Here is a 13,698-nt window from a genome sequence, read left to right as displayed (position 1 = left end):
TCGGCGACGGTGCTGGGGCGGGTGGGGGTCAGGTGGGGAGGGAGCGGGTGGTGAAGGTGGTGGTGTCCGGCGCTGTGGCGTCGGCGGGGAGGCGCCGCAGGGCGGCGCGGTCGGCGTAGAGCGTCCAGCGCAGGAAGTCGGTGGTGGTGGCGAGCACCTGGGCGAAGCCGGGTCGCCCGGGCGTCAGGTACTCGCCGTGGCCCTGACCGGTGAGGCTCAGGAAGGCGGCCGGCCCGAGACAGCGGGCGTACGCGGCCCGGCCGATCGACTCCGGCACGATCCGGTCGGCGCTCCCGTGCACGAACAGCATCGGCGCGAGCGGCCGGGACAGGCCGGCGACCATCCGGCCACCGGCGATCACGATGCCGGCCCGTACCGGGGACGGCTGCCCGGAGGCGAACATGCCGAGCGTGGTGTGACCGCCGGCCGAGTGCCCGGCGGCGGCGAACCGGTCCACTGCCATGTGCGCGCCGAGCGGATCCCCGGGGCGGGCGCCCAGTCGGACCAGGTGACGGATCAGTCGCCAGGCGTCGGCCGGCTGGTTGCGGACGTCCTCGCGGGTGAAGGCACGGGCGCGCTGGTTCGTACGCGGATAGGTGGGCGCGACCACCACGAAGCCGGCGGCGGCCCAGCGGCTGGTCAGCGCCGCGTGCAGGGCGGGCAGGCTGCGCAGCCCGTGGCTGTAGAGCACCACCGGGAACCGTCCGGCGGCGAACGGCGCTCCCGGCCGGACGCGTGGTCCGGGGCTCGCCGGTGTGGCGCGTCCGGACCCGGCGGGAGTCGCGACGACGGACGGCCGGGACGGAAGGGCTGAAGCGCGGGGCCCACGCGGGCCCGACAGGACCGGCGCGTGATCGGCACCGGCCGAGCCGGGACCAGTCGAAAGAGAATCGGCCGAGCCGGAATCAGCCGGGCCGGGGCCGGCGGTGTGCGACCGTGCGGGAGACGATGGGTGCGCCGGGTACCAGACGGTGACCGGCAGCGGACGCCTGCCGTCCGGGTCGAGCGTGAACTGCCGCATCCCGACCGCGTACGGGCGTTCCGGCGCGGGCCCGACGGCTGCCGGAACCGGGTCGGACGTGGCCACGGCCGGGCCGCAACCGGCCAGCAGCGCCGTCATCAGCGCGGCGACCAGCCGCTGCCCCCTCACACCTGCACGGTAGGCAGCCGAGCGGTCGGCCCGCGCCCGCCGTCCGGGCCGGTCGGTGCCGCCACCCGGGCGGCTCCCGCCTCAACCGGGTGGCCGGGTTTGCCCGATCCGGCCGACCGGATCCGCAGGTGGCGGCCCGGCGGGTCGGACCGGGCCGGGCGGCTTCGCTAGGGTCAGCCGCATGGCTGAGAACTACACCGACCCGAGTGGCAACACCGCGCAGTTCCGCGCATTCGTCGATTCTCCCGAGCCGGCCGCGTCGGCGTCGGCGCCGTCCCGCCTGCCGCTGATCGCCGGTGTGGCCGTCGCCGCCGTGGTGGTCGTCGCCCTGGTCGCCTGGATCGCGCTGGGCTGACCCGGCCCGCGCGGGGAAGTGCGGCGGCGAGCAGGCCGGTCCGGCCCTGGCTCACGCCGGGGATCCGGCGCAGGTGACACGCGGTCAGACGCCCAGCACCTCGCGGGTCTCGCGGGCGATCTCCCGCTCCTCGTCGGTGCCGACCACGAGCACTGCCACCTCCGCGCCGTCGGGGGAGACGAGCCGGTCGCCGTGACCGTCGTTGCGCGCCGGGTCGACCGTGACGCCGAGCCGTGCCAGCCCGGCCAGCGACGCCGCCCGGACCGGAGCGGCGTGCTCGCCGACCCCGGCGGTGAACGCGATGGCGTCGACCCGGCCGAGCAGCGCGTAGTACGCGCCCACGTAGCCGGTGATCCGCCGGCAGTAGACGTCGAACGCCAGCGTCGCGTCCGGATCACCGGCGTCGCGGCGGGCCAGCACCTCCCGCATGTCGTTGACGCCGGTCAGCCCGAGCAGGCCGCTGCGGTGGTTGAGCAGGTCGTCGATGTCGTCCACGACCATGCCGCCCTCGCGGCGCAGGTGGAAGATGACTGTCGGGTCGAGGTCGCCGCTGCGGGTGCCCATCACCAGGCCCTCCAGCGGGGACATGCCCATCGAGGTGGCCACGCTGCGCCCGCCCCGTACGGCGCAGGCGCTCGCCCCGTTGCCCAGGTGCAGGGTGATCGTGTTCAGCTCGTCGTACGGGCGGTCGAGCAGGTCGGCGACGCGACGCGAGACGTACGCGTGCGAGGTGCCGTGAAAGCCGTAGCGGCGGACGCCGTAACGCTCGGCGGTGGCCTTGTCGATCGCGTACGTGGCGGCGGCCTCGGGCAGCGTGTGGTGGAACGCGGTGTCGAAGACCGCCACCTGCGGGGTGTCCGGCAGCGCCTCCCGGGCCACCCGGATGCCGGCCAGGTTGGCCGGGTTGTGCAGCGGGGCCAGCGGCACCAGATCCTCGATCGCGGCGACGACCGCGTCGTCGATGCGTACCGGCGCGCTGAACTTCCGCCCGCCGTGCACCACCCGGTGGCCGACGCCGGACAGCCCGGTCAGGTCGAGCCGGCCGATGATCTCCCGGACGGCGCTCTCATGGTCGGCCGGCCCGCCGCCGGGTTCGCCGATCCGCTCGACCGTGCCCTTGTCCAGGACGTCGTCGCCGTCGTACAGCCGGTACTTGACCGACGAGGATCCGCTGTTGAGGACCAGGATGCGGCTCATTCCGACGCCTCCGCGGCGGCCTGGATGGCGGTGATCGCCACCGTGTTGACGATGTCCGGCACGGTGGCGCCCCGGGACAGGTCGTTCACCGGCCGCCGGAGGCCCTGCATGACCGGCCCGACCGCCACCGCGCCGGCCGACCGCTGCACCGCCTTGTACGTGTTGTTGCCCGTGTTCAGGTCCGGGAAGATGAACACCGTCGCCCGCCCGGCCACCGGGCTGTCCGGCAGCTTGGTGGCCGCCACCTGCGGGTCGATCGCCGCGTCGTACTGGATCGGGCCCTCGACCAGCAGGTCCGGCCGGCGTTCCCGGACCAGCTTGGTGGCCGCCGCGACCTTCTCCACGTCGGCGCCGGCGCCGGAGCTGCCGGTGGAGTACGACAGCATCGCCACCCGCGGCTCGATGCCGAACCGGGCCGCGGTGTCGGCCGACGAGATGGCGATGTCGGCGAGCTGGTCGGCGTCCGGGTCGGGGTTGACGGCGCAGTCGCCGTACACCAGCACCCGGTCGGCGAGCAGCATGAAAAAGACGCTGGAGGCGACCGAGACGCCGGGCACGGTCCGGATGATCTCGAAGGCGGGCCGGATGGTGGCGGCTGTGGTGTGGGTGGCGCCGGAGACCATGCCGTCGGCGTGGCCGGTCTGCACCATCATCGTGCCGAAGTAGTTGGGCTGCGCCACGATGTCGTGCGCCAGCTCCGGCGTGACTCCGCGGTGGGCGCGCAACTGCGCGTACGCCTGCGCGAACTCGTCCCGCCACGGGCTGGTCACCGGGTCGACGACCTGGGCGTCACCGAGGTCGACGCCCAGTTCCCGGGTCCGCCGGGCGATCTCGTCCGGGCGGCCGAGCAGGGTGATCTCGGCGACGCCCCGGCGCAGCAGCACCTCGGTCGCGCGCAGGATCCGCTCGTCCGCGCCCTCGGGCAGCACCAGCCGGCGGCGCCGGGCGCGGGCCCGGTCGATCAGGTCGTTCTCGAACATCAGCGGGGTCACCCGCGCGGACCGGCTGACCCGCAGCCGGCGGGCCAGGTCGTCGGTGTCCACACAGCGCTCGAACGCGCCGAGCGCGGCTTCGACCTTGCGCGGGTTGGCGGTGCTGGGGCGGCCCTCGATCCGGCTGGACGCGGCCACCGTGTCGTAGCTGTCGCTCGGCACCGACAGCACGGCCAGCCCGGTGTTCATCCGCTCGACCAGGCGCATCGCGCGCGGGTCGGGCTGCTCGCCGAGCGTGAGCACCAGCCCGGCCAGCGACACCTGCCCGGCCACGTGTGCGGCGCCGGCGGCGACCAGCAGGTCGGCCCGGTCGCCCGGCGTGATCACCAGCGCCCCGTCGGTGAGGTGGTCGAGCAGCGTCGGCACGTGCGCCGCGCCCACCACGTAGTCGAGCACGTCGCGGTCGAGCGCGGTCTCGTCGCCGACGAGCACGGTGCCGCGCAGCGCCGCCGCCACCTCGGCCACCGTCGGCGCCGACACGGTCGGCACCTCCGGGATCGCGTACGCGGGCACCGGCAGCTCGGGCAGCGACATCGGCTCCGGCACGCGGTTGGCCAGCGCCGCGATCACCGTCGCGCCGAGGTCCACCAGGTCGTGGTACGCGCCGCGCAGCGCCGCCGCGATCGCGTCCGGCTCCTGCCCGAACCCGTCCACCACCGGCACCACGACACTGCCGAACTCGGTCGCCAGCCGGGCGTTGAAGGCCAGCTCACGCGGGCCGGTGCCGTCGCCGTAGGCGAAGTCGCTGCCGACCACCACTATCGCCGGGCAGCGCCGCTCGACCTCCCGGTAGCGGGTGACGATCCGGGAGATCAGCTCCTCCCGGCGGCCTTCCGCGACGAGCGCGCTCGCCTCGGCGTACGTGGCGCCGTACAGCTCGCCGACCGGCAGTTCCATCCGGTAGCGCTCGGTGAGCAGGGCCAGGATCGGATCGGTGCCGTCACCGGCGACGAGCGGCCGGAACGCGCCTATCCGTTCCACCTGTCGGGACAACAGCTCGGCCAGCCCGAGCGCCACCGTCGATTTTCCCCCGCCCGAACCAACGCCGGTCAGGTACACGCTGCGCGCCACGGCACCCAACCTACAAGATCGCCCTGGCCCCCGCCCGGGTCATTCGACCCTCCCCACGCCCTCCGCCACCACCGATCTTGCGGTTGCCGCCCCGGTAAACGCCACTGACCGGACACGCGGAGGGCCGCAACCACAAGATCGCGGGGGATGGAGGGGAGCGGCGTCAGTCGTCGTCCGGGTCGTCGAGGCGGGCCAGCCACGTGGCGAACCGCTCGATCGGGGTTTCGAACTCCGGGTTCAGGTCGATGAAGTCCCGCAGCCGCTCGCCCAGCCACTCCATGCTGACCTGCTCGTCGCCACGGCGCTCGACCAGCTCCTCGATGCCACGGTCGGTGAAGTACACGGTGTTCCTCTCGTCGTCGTACGGCAACGGCCCGCCCCGGGTCGGGACGGGCCGCTGCCGGTGGTGTCACGGGCGGGGGAGAGCCGCCTCGATCAGCGCGTTCTGCTCGACCTCGTGCATCTTCGCCGAGCCGACCGCCGGAGCGGCGGCGGCGGGGCGGGAGATGCGGCGCAGCCGCACCTCGGGCAGGTGCTCCAGCAGGTTGAGCGCGACGAACGACCAGGCGCCCTGGTTGGCCGGCTCCTCCTGGACCCAGGCGAAGTCCTCGGCGTTCGGGTACTGCGCCAGCGCGGCCCGGACCTCCTCGACGGGCAGCGGGTAGAGCTGCTCCATCCGGAGGATCGCGGTGTCGGTCACGCCCCGCTCCTGCCGGGCCTGGAACAGGTCGTAGTAGACCTTGCCCGAGCAGAGCAGCACCCGCTTGACCTGCTCCGGCGCCGGAGCCGCGGTGTCGGCCAGCACAGGCTGGAACGTCCCGGTGGTGAAGTCCTCCACCGGCGACACGCAGAGCTTGTGCCGCAGCAGCGACTTCGGCGTGAACACCACCAGCGGCTTGCGCTTGGGCGACAGGGCCTGGCGGCGCAGCAGGTGGAAGTAGTTCGCCGGGGTGGTCGGGATGGCCACCCGCATGTTGTCCTCGGCGCAGAGCTGGAGGAACCGCTCCGGGCGGCCGGAGGTGTGGTCCGGGCCCTGGCCCTCGTGGCCGTGCGGCAGCAGCAGGGTCACCGCGGAGCGCTGACCCCACTTCACCTCGCCGGAGGAGATGAACTCGTCGATCACCGACTGGGCGCCGTTGACGAAGTCACCGAACTGGGCCTCCCAGGCCACCAGCGCGTTGATGTTCTCCACCGAGTAGCCGTACTCGAAGCCCATGGCCGCGTACTCGGAGAGCAGCGAGTCGTGGACGAAGAAGCGCGACCGCTCGCCGTCGGCGGTGAGCGACTTCAGCGGCAGATAGTCCTCGCCGGTCTTGGCGTCGACCACCGAGGCGTGCCGCTGGACGAACGTGCCGCGACGCGAGTCCTGCCCGGCGAGCCGGACGGTGACGCCGTCGTGCAGCAGCGTGCCGAACGCGATGATCTCGGCGAAGCCCCAGTCGATGCCGCCCTCGACGGACATCTTGCGGCGCCGCTCCAGCAGCTGCTGGATCCGCTTGTGCGGGGTGAAGCCCTCCGGCAGGTTGACGTGCGCCTCGCCGATCGCCTTGACCACGGCGGCGTCGGTGGCGGTGTCGACCTGCGGCTCCGGCTCGTCCTCCCGCGCCGGGCGGCTGAGCTGACGCGGGGTGGTCGCGGCGTCCCGGGTGGCCTTGAAGACCCGCTCCAGCTGCGACTGGTAGTCGCGCAGCAGCTCCTCCGCGTCCTCCACGGTGATGTCGCCGCGTCCGATCAGCTCCTCGGTGTAGAGCTTCCGGACCGAACGCTTCGAGTCGATGATCTTGTACATCTGCGGGTTGGACATCGACGGGTCGTCGCCCTCGTTGTGCCCGCGCCGGCGGTAGCAGACCATGTCGATCACGACGTCCTTGTTGAACGCCTGCCGGTACTCGAACGCGAGCCGGGCCACCCGGACCACGGCCTCCGGGTCGTCGCCGTTCACGTGGAAGATCGGCGCCTGGATCATCCGGGCCACGTCGGTGCTGTAGAGGCTGGACCGGCTGTACTCCGGGGCGGTGGTGAAGCCGACCTGGTTGTTGACGACCACGTGCACGGTGCCGCCGGTGCGGTAGCCGCGCAGCTGGGAGAGGTTGAGCGTCTCGGCGACCACGCCCTGGCCGGCGAAGGCGGCGTCACCGTGCACCGCCAGCGGCAGCACGGTGTAGCCCTCCAGCTTGAGGTCGATCCGGTCCTGCTTGGCCCGGACGATGCCCTCCAGCACCGGGTCGACGGCCTCCAGGTGCGACGGGTTCGCCACCACCGACACCTTGACCGCGTGCTCGCCGTCCGGGGTGGTGAACTTGCCGTTCTGGCCGAGGTGGTACTTCACGTCGCCCGAGCCCTGCGTGGACCGCGGGTCGAGGTGCCCCTCGAACTCGGAGAAGATCTTCTCGTACGGCTTGCCGACGATGTTCGCCAGCACGTTGAGCCGGCCGCGGTGGGCCATGCCGATGACGACCTCGTCCAGCCCGGCCTCGGCGGAGCACTCCAGCACCTCGCCGAGCAGCGGGATCAGCGACTCGCCGCCCTCCAGCGAGAAGCGCTTCTGGCCGACGTACTTGGTCTGCAGGAACGTCTCGAACGCCTCGGCCGCGTTGAGCCGGTTCAGCACGTGCTTCTGCTCGTCGGAGCTGGGCTTCTCGTACTTGCGCTCGACCCGCTCCTGGATCCAGCGCCGCTCCTCCGGGTCCTGGATGTGCATGTACTCGATGCCGACCCGGCGGCAGTACGAGTCGCGCAGCACGCCGAGGATCGAGCGCAGCTTCATCCGCTGCTGACCGGCGAAGCCGTTGACCGGGAAGACGCGGTCGAGATCCCACAGCGTGAGCCCGTGCTGGAGCACGTCCAGGTCCGGGTGCTTGCGGATCTTGAACTCCAGCGGGTCGGTGTCGGCCATCAGGTGGCCGCGGACCCGGTACGCGTGGATCAGCTCGTGCACCCGCGCGGTCTTGTTGATCTGGCCCTCGCTGTCGACGGCCACGTCGCGCATCCAGCGCACCGGCTCGTACGGGATGCGCAGCGAGGTGAAGATGTCGTCGTAGAAGCCGCGCTCGCCGAGCAGCAGCTCGTGCATGACCTTCAGGAACTCGCCGGACTGCGCGCCCTGGATGATCCGGTGGTCGTACGTGCTGGTCAGCGTGATGACCTTGCTGACCGCGTTCTCGGCCAGGGTGGCCTCGCTCATGCCCTGGTAGGGGGCCGGGTACTCCATCGCGCCGACGCCGATGATGGCGCTCTGCCCCTGCATCAGGCGCGGGATCGAGTGCACGGTGCCGATGCCGCCCGGGTTGGTCAGCGAGATCGTGGTGCCGGAGTAGTCCTCCATGGTCAGCTCGTTGCGGCGGGCGCGCCGGACCACGTCCTCGTACGCCTGCCAGAACTGCCGGAAGTCCATCTGCTCGCAGCCCTTGATGGACGGCACCACCAGGTTGCGCGAGCCGTCCGGCTTGACCAGGTCGATCGCGATGCCCAGGTTGACGTGCTCCGGGCGGACCATCGCCGGCTTGCCGTCGACCTCGGCGAAGGAGTTGTTCATCTCCGGGTGCTCGACGACCGCGCGGACGAGCGCGTACCCGATCAGGTGGGTGAAGCTGACCTTGCCGCCGCGACCGCGGGTCAGGTGGTTGTTGATCACGATGCGGTTGTCGACGAGCAGCTTGGCCGGGACGGCGCGCACGCTCGTGGCGGTCGGCACGGCGAGCGACGCGTCCATGTTCTGCACGATCTTGGCGGCGACGCCGCGCAGCGGCGTGGTGCCCGCGGCGCTCGCCGTCGGCGCCTTGGCGGCCGGCTTGGCCGGGGCGGACTTCTTGGCCGGCTCAGGGGCCTTCGCCGCCGGCTTGGCGGTGGGCTTGGCCGGGGCGGGCGCGGCCTTGGGGGCGGCCTTCGGCTCCGCCTTGGCGGGCTGCTCCTTGACCGTGGCCACTGCTTCCTGCTGCTCGGCCGGCTCCGGCTTCGCGGCCGGCTTGGCCTGCCCGTCCGGGCGCGGCGTGGCGGCGCCCGGGGCCGGCCGGTAGTCGGCGAAGAAGTCGTGCCAGGCCGAATCGACGCTCGAGGGGTCGGCGAGGTAGCGCTGGTACATCTCCTCGACGATCCACTCGTTCGGGCCGAAACCCGCCAGTGGGTTCTCCTGCGAAGTCTGCTGGGTCGACACGGCCGCTAATCGCCTCTTTCACGCGGTTGTGAATGTCACGGTGGCCCCCGGTGACCCCCGGTTGCCGACGCTGGGTAAACCGATGCCAAGGCTACGCCGTGCGCTACGCGCAGGCATTCTCGCCTCCGGCTGGTGGTCCGTTTCACAGAAGATGCCAGAAGTTCGGCAAACGCTGCGTGATCCGCCGACTCCTGCTAGACGAGCAGGACCCCGGCCGACGACGTCCGTCATCGACCGGGGTCCGCCCCGACCACGAGGTCAGGAGATGTCGCGCTTGCGGATCGTGGCCACGCCGATCGCGCCGGCCACCACCGCGTATCCGATCAGCACGAGGGCGCCGGCCCACTGCGGCGGGTTGCCCGGGATGTCCGTGTCACCGCCCACCATGAGCCCGGAGGCCAGCGACGGGACCAGCAGCTGGAGCTTGTTGATCCAGTCGCCGTACCGCGACGCGAGGAGGCTGAGGACGATCGCCGCGCCGATCGCGCCACCCAGGTAGAACAGGATGCCGGTCACCGTGGCGCCGATCTGGCTGCGGATCAGCACGCCGAGCCCGACGCCGAGCACCGACCACAGCAGGTAGGCCAGGCCGTTGAGCGCGATCGCCCGCCAGATCGCCCCGCTGCCGAGCTGCGAGCCGACGTCCACCGAGCTGAGGATCAGCGGCGAGACGATCAGGTTCAGCACGGTGGTGACGAGCCAGAACAGCAGCGCCAGCACGCCGGCCGCGGCCAGCTTGGCCAGCATCACCGCGGTGCGGTGCGGCGCGGTGAGGAACGTGGTGGTCACCGTCTGGTGGAAGAACTCGCTGGTCACCACCACGATGCCGAGCAGCAGCACGATGAGCAGCCCGAAGAACTGGCCGTTCGTGTAGAGGTTCGCCGCCAGGTTGTCGGCAGCCGAGATGGCCTGCAACTGGTCGGACTGTTCGGCCGGCACCTCGCCGAAGTCCCCGCCGGCCAGCGCCTCGGTCTGCAACCAGTTGAAGAACAGCGTGAGCGCCCACAGCGCCAGGCTGATCAGCCCGAAGATCCACCAGGTGCTGGTGGTACGGATCTTGAGCAGTTCGGATCGGACCAGCGTCATCGGATCTCCGCCTTTCCGGCCGTCAGCTCCAGGAAGACCCCTTCGAGGTCGGGGCGCTCGGTGGTCAGCTCGTGCAGCTCGACCTTGGCGGCCAGCGCGATCCGGCCCACTGCCGGCGCGTCCACGCCGGTCACCAGCAGCGCGCCGTGCGGGTCGGCGTCGACGGTGGCCGACTGCTCGCGCAGCGCCGCGGCCAGGTCGTCGGCCTGCGGGGTACGCACCCGTACCCGGACGTCGTGCGTCATCGAGGCCATCACCTGGTCGACCGGGCCCTGCCGGACCAGCTTGCCGGCCGCGATGATCACCACGTCGTCGGCGAGCAGCTGCATCTCGGAGAGCAGGTGGCTGGAGACCAGCACCGTACGCCCCTCGGCGGCCAGCCCCTTGAGGAAGCCGCGCATCCAGCGGATGCCCTCCGGGTCCAGGCCGTTGGCCGGCTCGTCCAGGATCAGCACCTGCGGGTTGCCGAGCATCGCGGCGGCGATGCCGAGCCGCTGCTTCATGCCGAGCGAGTAGCCCTTGAACTTGCGCTTGGCCGCGGGCGTGAGCCCGACCAGGGCGAGCGCCTCGTCGGCGCGCTCCTTCGGCAGGCCCGCCGCCGCGCAGATCACCCGCAGGTGGTTGATGCCGGTGCGGCCCTTGTGCGCGCTGGACGCCTCCAGCACCGCACCGACCGTACGCAGCGGGTCGGGCAGGTCGGCGTACCGGCTGCCGCCGATGGTGGCCGTGCCGGCGCTCGGCGTCACCAGGTTGAGCAGCATGCGCAGCGTGGTCGTCTTACCGGCGCCGTTGGGGCCGAGGAAGCCGGTGACCCGGCCCGGCTCGACCGTGAACGACAGGTTGTCCACCGCGCGGACGGTCTTGTATTGCTTGGTCAGGCCGGACACGATGATCTGGCCGGTCCCGGCACTGGGGCGTGGCTGCCCGTCGGACATCATTCTCCTCTCCTGCCCCGGCGGGCTCGACGCGCGCCGGTGGGGGCGCCGTTGCGGGGGCACCCCGCAACAGCCTTCCAACCCGGCGCAAGGGGGTCAATCAGGCGGGACGCGTACGCGCCGTCCTCCTCAGGGAGGAGATCAGGCCGTCGGCAGCGCCACCCAGGTGGCCCGGGCGCGGCCGAGCAGCGCGCCGTCCGCACCGTACAGGCTGGTGTGCACCTCGGCCTTGCGTCCCTCGCCGCCGACCGCGAGGCCGGTCACCACGCACTCGTCGCCGGGCCGTGGCAGCGCCGTGACCTGCGCGGCGATCCGCCCCAGCACGTACGGCCGCCCGGGCGCCAGCACCGCCCAGCCGCCCGGGCAGTCAAGCGCCGCCCACACGGTCGCGGGCACCACCGCGGCCGGCGCACGGAACGGCGCTGCGGTGCGGCCGTCCGGCAGCCGTCCCGGGAAGATCCGCAGGCCGTCCGGGTTCGCCGGGCCGCAGACGTAGCAGCGGGGGAACGGGTGGTCAACCAGGCCCGGGTACGCCCGCGCGGCCTCGGCCGCCGTTGTGAGGTCCACCGGCGGCACCATCGCGTCGACCGGCTCGACCCGCCGCACCTGGGCGACCAGGTTGCCGTCCGGGTCGCGTACCTCGCCGTCGGCGGCGGTCAGCGGGGTGTCCAGCGGCGGCGGCCGGCGCAACGTGACCTCCACCGGGCCCCGGTCGTCGATCAGCGCGGCGAAGATCCCGGCGCTCCAGCCGCCGTTGCCGGAACCGTCCGGCCCCTGGAAGCGGGCCTCGACCAGCATGTGCACCTCCCGGTTCACCTCCGCCGGCGCCGTCGCGGGCGGTCCGCCCGGCAGCCTCGCACACGCCGGTCCCGCCCCGGCCGTCCCGGTTCGCACGCCGCCGCCGACCGGCGTTCACCGGATCGACACCCCTCATCCCGTCCGGTGGCAACCCGGGGCACCTACACAGGAGTCATGGCCGTTCTGCACGCCGCTGGCGCACCGCTCACGACCAGCGGTTACACCCTTCTGATCGCCGACGACCCGACGCTGGTCGCGGCCGCGCAACGCCTGCGCCACGAGGTGTTCGCCGGCGAACTCGGCGCCACGGTGCCGACCGCCGCCACCGGGCTCGACACCGACGAGTTCGACGCGTACTGCGACCACCTGGTGGTGCTGCGCGAGGGCACCGGCGAGGTCGTCGGCACGTACCGGCTGCTGCCGCCCGGCCGCACCGGCCGCCGGTACGCCGACGCCGAGTTCGACCTGGGCCCGCTCGCCCCGCTGCGCGACGACCTGGTCGAGGCGGGCCGCTCCTGCGTCCACCCGGACCACCGCACCGGGGCCGTGATCAACCTCATGTGGGCCGGGATCTGCCGCTACCTGCACCTGCGCGGCGCCCGCTGGCTCGGTGGCTGCGCCTCGGTGCCGGTCGCCGACGGCGGGACCGCGGCCGCGCAGGTGTGGGCCGAGGTCACCGCCCGGCACCTCGCCCCGCCGCTGCTGCGGGTCACCCCGCGCCGGCCCTGGTTCGCCGAGGCGCCCGCCGCCGACCTCGCCGCGCTCACCCCGGCGCGACGCCGGGCGCTCGTGCCGCCGCTGCTGCGCGGCTACCTGCGGCTCGGCGCCTGGGTGGCCGGCGAGCCCGCGTACGACAGGGACTTCGGCTGCGCCGACTTCTACGTGCTGTTCTCGCTGGACCGGATGAACCCGCGCTACCTGCGGCACTTCCTCGGCGAGGCCGGGTCGTGACCGCCGCTGTCCCCGGGCTCGGTGCGGACCTCGGCGCCGGTGTCGACAGGGCGGGCCTGTGGCGGCCCGCCTCGGGCTGCGGGCCGGACTGTCTGCCGGCGCCCGCCACCCCGGACGTGTCGCTGCCGCGCCGGGCGGGGCGGCTGCTCGGCGTACTCGGCATGCTCCTGGCCGGGACGGGCCTGGCCGTGCTGCTGCCCCTGCTGCCCGCCGCCCGGGGCCGGGCCGCGTTGCGCGGCTGGTCGCGGTGGACGCTGCGTACCCTCGGGGTCCGGCTGCTGGTCCGGGGCCGGGCGCCGTACGGGCGCGCGCTGCTGGTCGCCAACCACGTCTCCTGGCTGGACATCCTGGCGGTGCTCGCCGTCTCGCCGGCCCGGATGCTGGCGAAAAGCGAGGTCCGGAGCTGGCCGCTGGTGGGTGCGCTGGCCGCCGCGGCGGGCACCGTCTTCGTGGACCGGTCCCGGCCGCGTGACCTGCCGGCCACCGTCGCGCGGGTGGCCGGCGCGCTGCGCTCCGGGCGGTCGGTGGCGGTGTTCCCGGAGGGTACGACCTGGTGCGGCGCCGCGTCGGACTGCCGCCCGAGCCGCGGCTTCCGCCCGGCGATGTTCGAGGCCGCCGTGGCGGCGGGCGCGCCCGTGGTGCCGTTGAGCCTCGGCTACCGGTACGCGGGCGACCCGAGCACGCTGCCCGCCTTCCTCGGTGAGGAGACGCTCTGGGCCTCGGTACGCCGGGTGCTCGCCGCCCGGGATCTGACCATGTCGGTGACGGTGAGCGCGGCGCTGCACCCGGCCGAGGGCGCGGACCGGCGGGCGCTGGCCCGGATCGCCGAGGCGGCCATCCATCCGTCCCCTCGGCCCCTGCTCGCGACACAGCTCGACCTGGCGGCCTGACCTGCGAGCCGTCAGGGACGCGACATAGTCGCGATAGCGTCTTGTTCAGTCGCGATGTATCGCGTTATGCTCCTCGCAACACCTGGCACGCCGTGGGTCGGCGCGCCGACGAGGGGAGCG

11 protein-coding genes are annotated in these 13,698 nt (G+C 73.0%); 3 read left to right on the top strand and 8 right to left on the bottom strand.

Annotated elements, in window-relative coordinates; translation table 11 throughout:
* Nucleotides 1-28 precede the first annotated feature (28 nt).
* A complete protein-coding gene (locus tag V6U82_RS16105; RefSeq protein ID WP_334462000.1) occupies nucleotides 29-1,150 on the bottom strand; it encodes an alpha/beta hydrolase family protein in 1,122 nt (373 codons plus the stop codon).
* Nucleotides 1,151-1,331: 181 nt separating this feature from the next.
* On the opposite strand from V6U82_RS16105, the gene V6U82_RS16100 reads away from it, so the two are divergent.
* Nucleotides 1,332-1,505 (top strand): hypothetical protein, encoded by a 174-nt coding sequence (locus V6U82_RS16100; protein ID WP_013288346.1) that lies wholly within the window; start codon nucleotides 1,332-1,334, stop codon nucleotides 1,503-1,505.
* 84 nt (nucleotides 1,506-1,589) lie between these two features.
* Here the strand turns inward: V6U82_RS16100 and V6U82_RS16095 are convergent, their stop codons facing one another.
* The 7 genes from V6U82_RS16095 to V6U82_RS16065 all read right to left on the bottom strand — a co-directional run bounded on the left by V6U82_RS16095 (nucleotide 1,590) and on the right by V6U82_RS16065 (nucleotide 11,737).
* Complete coding sequence (locus V6U82_RS16095; protein WP_334461995.1) at nucleotides 1,590-2,702, bottom strand: acetate/propionate family kinase; 1,113 nt, start codon at nucleotides 2,700-2,702, stop codon at nucleotides 1,590-1,592.
* Nucleotides 2,699-4,774, bottom strand: coding sequence for a phosphate acetyltransferase (gene pta / locus V6U82_RS16090; protein ID WP_334461993.1), 2,076 nt, complete (start codon nucleotides 4,772-4,774; stop codon nucleotides 2,699-2,701). Before pta ends, V6U82_RS16095 begins: the two co-directional genes overlap by 4 nt.
* Nucleotides 4,775-4,928: 154 nt before the next feature.
* Nucleotides 4,929-5,108 (bottom strand): DUF6104 family protein, encoded by a 180-nt coding sequence (locus V6U82_RS16085; protein WP_013288341.1) that lies wholly within the window; start codon nucleotides 5,106-5,108, stop codon nucleotides 4,929-4,931.
* Between the two features lie 66 nt (nucleotides 5,109-5,174).
* On the bottom strand, nucleotides 5,175-8,918 hold the full coding sequence (locus V6U82_RS16080) for a multifunctional oxoglutarate decarboxylase/oxoglutarate dehydrogenase thiamine pyrophosphate-binding subunit/dihydrolipoyllysine-residue succinyltransferase subunit (protein WP_334461991.1): 3,744 nt from the start codon (nucleotides 8,916-8,918) through the stop codon (nucleotides 5,175-5,177).
* A gap of 258 nt (nucleotides 8,919-9,176) precedes the next feature.
* Nucleotides 9,177-10,004, bottom strand: a complete 828-nt coding sequence (locus V6U82_RS16075) for an ABC transporter permease (RefSeq protein WP_128137317.1) — start codon at nucleotides 10,002-10,004, stop codon at nucleotides 9,177-9,179.
* Entirely contained in the window at nucleotides 10,001-10,942 is a 942-nt protein-coding gene (locus tag V6U82_RS16070; protein WP_435121506.1) for an ABC transporter ATP-binding protein, read from the bottom strand. The genes V6U82_RS16075 and V6U82_RS16070 overlap by 4 nt, the downstream gene beginning before the upstream one ends.
* 138 nt (nucleotides 10,943-11,080) lie before the next feature.
* Complete coding sequence (locus V6U82_RS16065; protein ID WP_334461988.1) at nucleotides 11,081-11,737, bottom strand: hypothetical protein; 657 nt, start codon at nucleotides 11,735-11,737, stop codon at nucleotides 11,081-11,083.
* A 174-nt stretch (nucleotides 11,738-11,911) separates the two neighbouring features.
* Between V6U82_RS16065 and V6U82_RS16060 the strand changes: the two genes are divergently transcribed.
* Both V6U82_RS16060 and V6U82_RS16055 read left to right on the top strand, forming a co-directional pair.
* Nucleotides 11,912-12,688, top strand: coding sequence for a GNAT family N-acetyltransferase (locus tag V6U82_RS16060; RefSeq protein ID WP_334461985.1), 777 nt, complete (start codon nucleotides 11,912-11,914; stop codon nucleotides 12,686-12,688).
* A complete protein-coding gene (locus tag V6U82_RS16055; RefSeq protein WP_334461984.1) occupies nucleotides 12,685-13,578 on the top strand; it encodes a lysophospholipid acyltransferase family protein in 894 nt (297 codons plus the stop codon). Before V6U82_RS16060 ends, V6U82_RS16055 begins: the two co-directional genes overlap by 4 nt.
* Nucleotides 13,579-13,698 lie beyond the last annotated feature (120 nt).

The sequence above is a fragment of the Micromonospora sp. CPCC 205554 genome (assembly GCF_036902745.1).
Taxonomy (GTDB): Bacteria; Actinomycetota; Actinomycetes; order Mycobacteriales; family Micromonosporaceae; genus Micromonospora; species Micromonospora tulbaghiae.
This window is presented reverse-complemented; position numbering and strand designations above follow the sequence as displayed.

What these genes read in the sequence shown, in the direction of transcription:
- V6U82_RS16100 (WP_013288346.1), top strand. Translation starts at nt 1,332, where the DNA reads ATGGCTGAGAACTACACCGACCCGAGTGGCAACACCGCGCAGTTCCGC.
- V6U82_RS16060 (WP_334461985.1), top strand. Translation starts at nt 11,912, where the DNA reads ATGGCCGTTCTGCACGCCGCTGGCGCACCGCTCACGACCAGCGGTTAC.
- V6U82_RS16070 (WP_435121506.1), bottom strand. Translation starts at nt 10,942, where the DNA reads ATGATGTCCGACGGGCAGCCACGCCCCAGTGCCGGGACCGGCCAGATC.
- V6U82_RS16065 (WP_334461988.1), bottom strand. Translation starts at nt 11,737, where the DNA reads ATGCTGGTCGAGGCCCGCTTCCAGGGGCCGGACGGTTCCGGCAACGGC.
- V6U82_RS16075 (WP_128137317.1), bottom strand. Translation starts at nt 10,004, where the DNA reads ATGACGCTGGTCCGATCCGAACTGCTCAAGATCCGTACCACCAGCACC.
- V6U82_RS16095 (WP_334461995.1), bottom strand. Translation starts at nt 2,702, where the DNA reads ATGAGCCGCATCCTGGTCCTCAACAGCGGATCCTCGTCGGTCAAGTAC.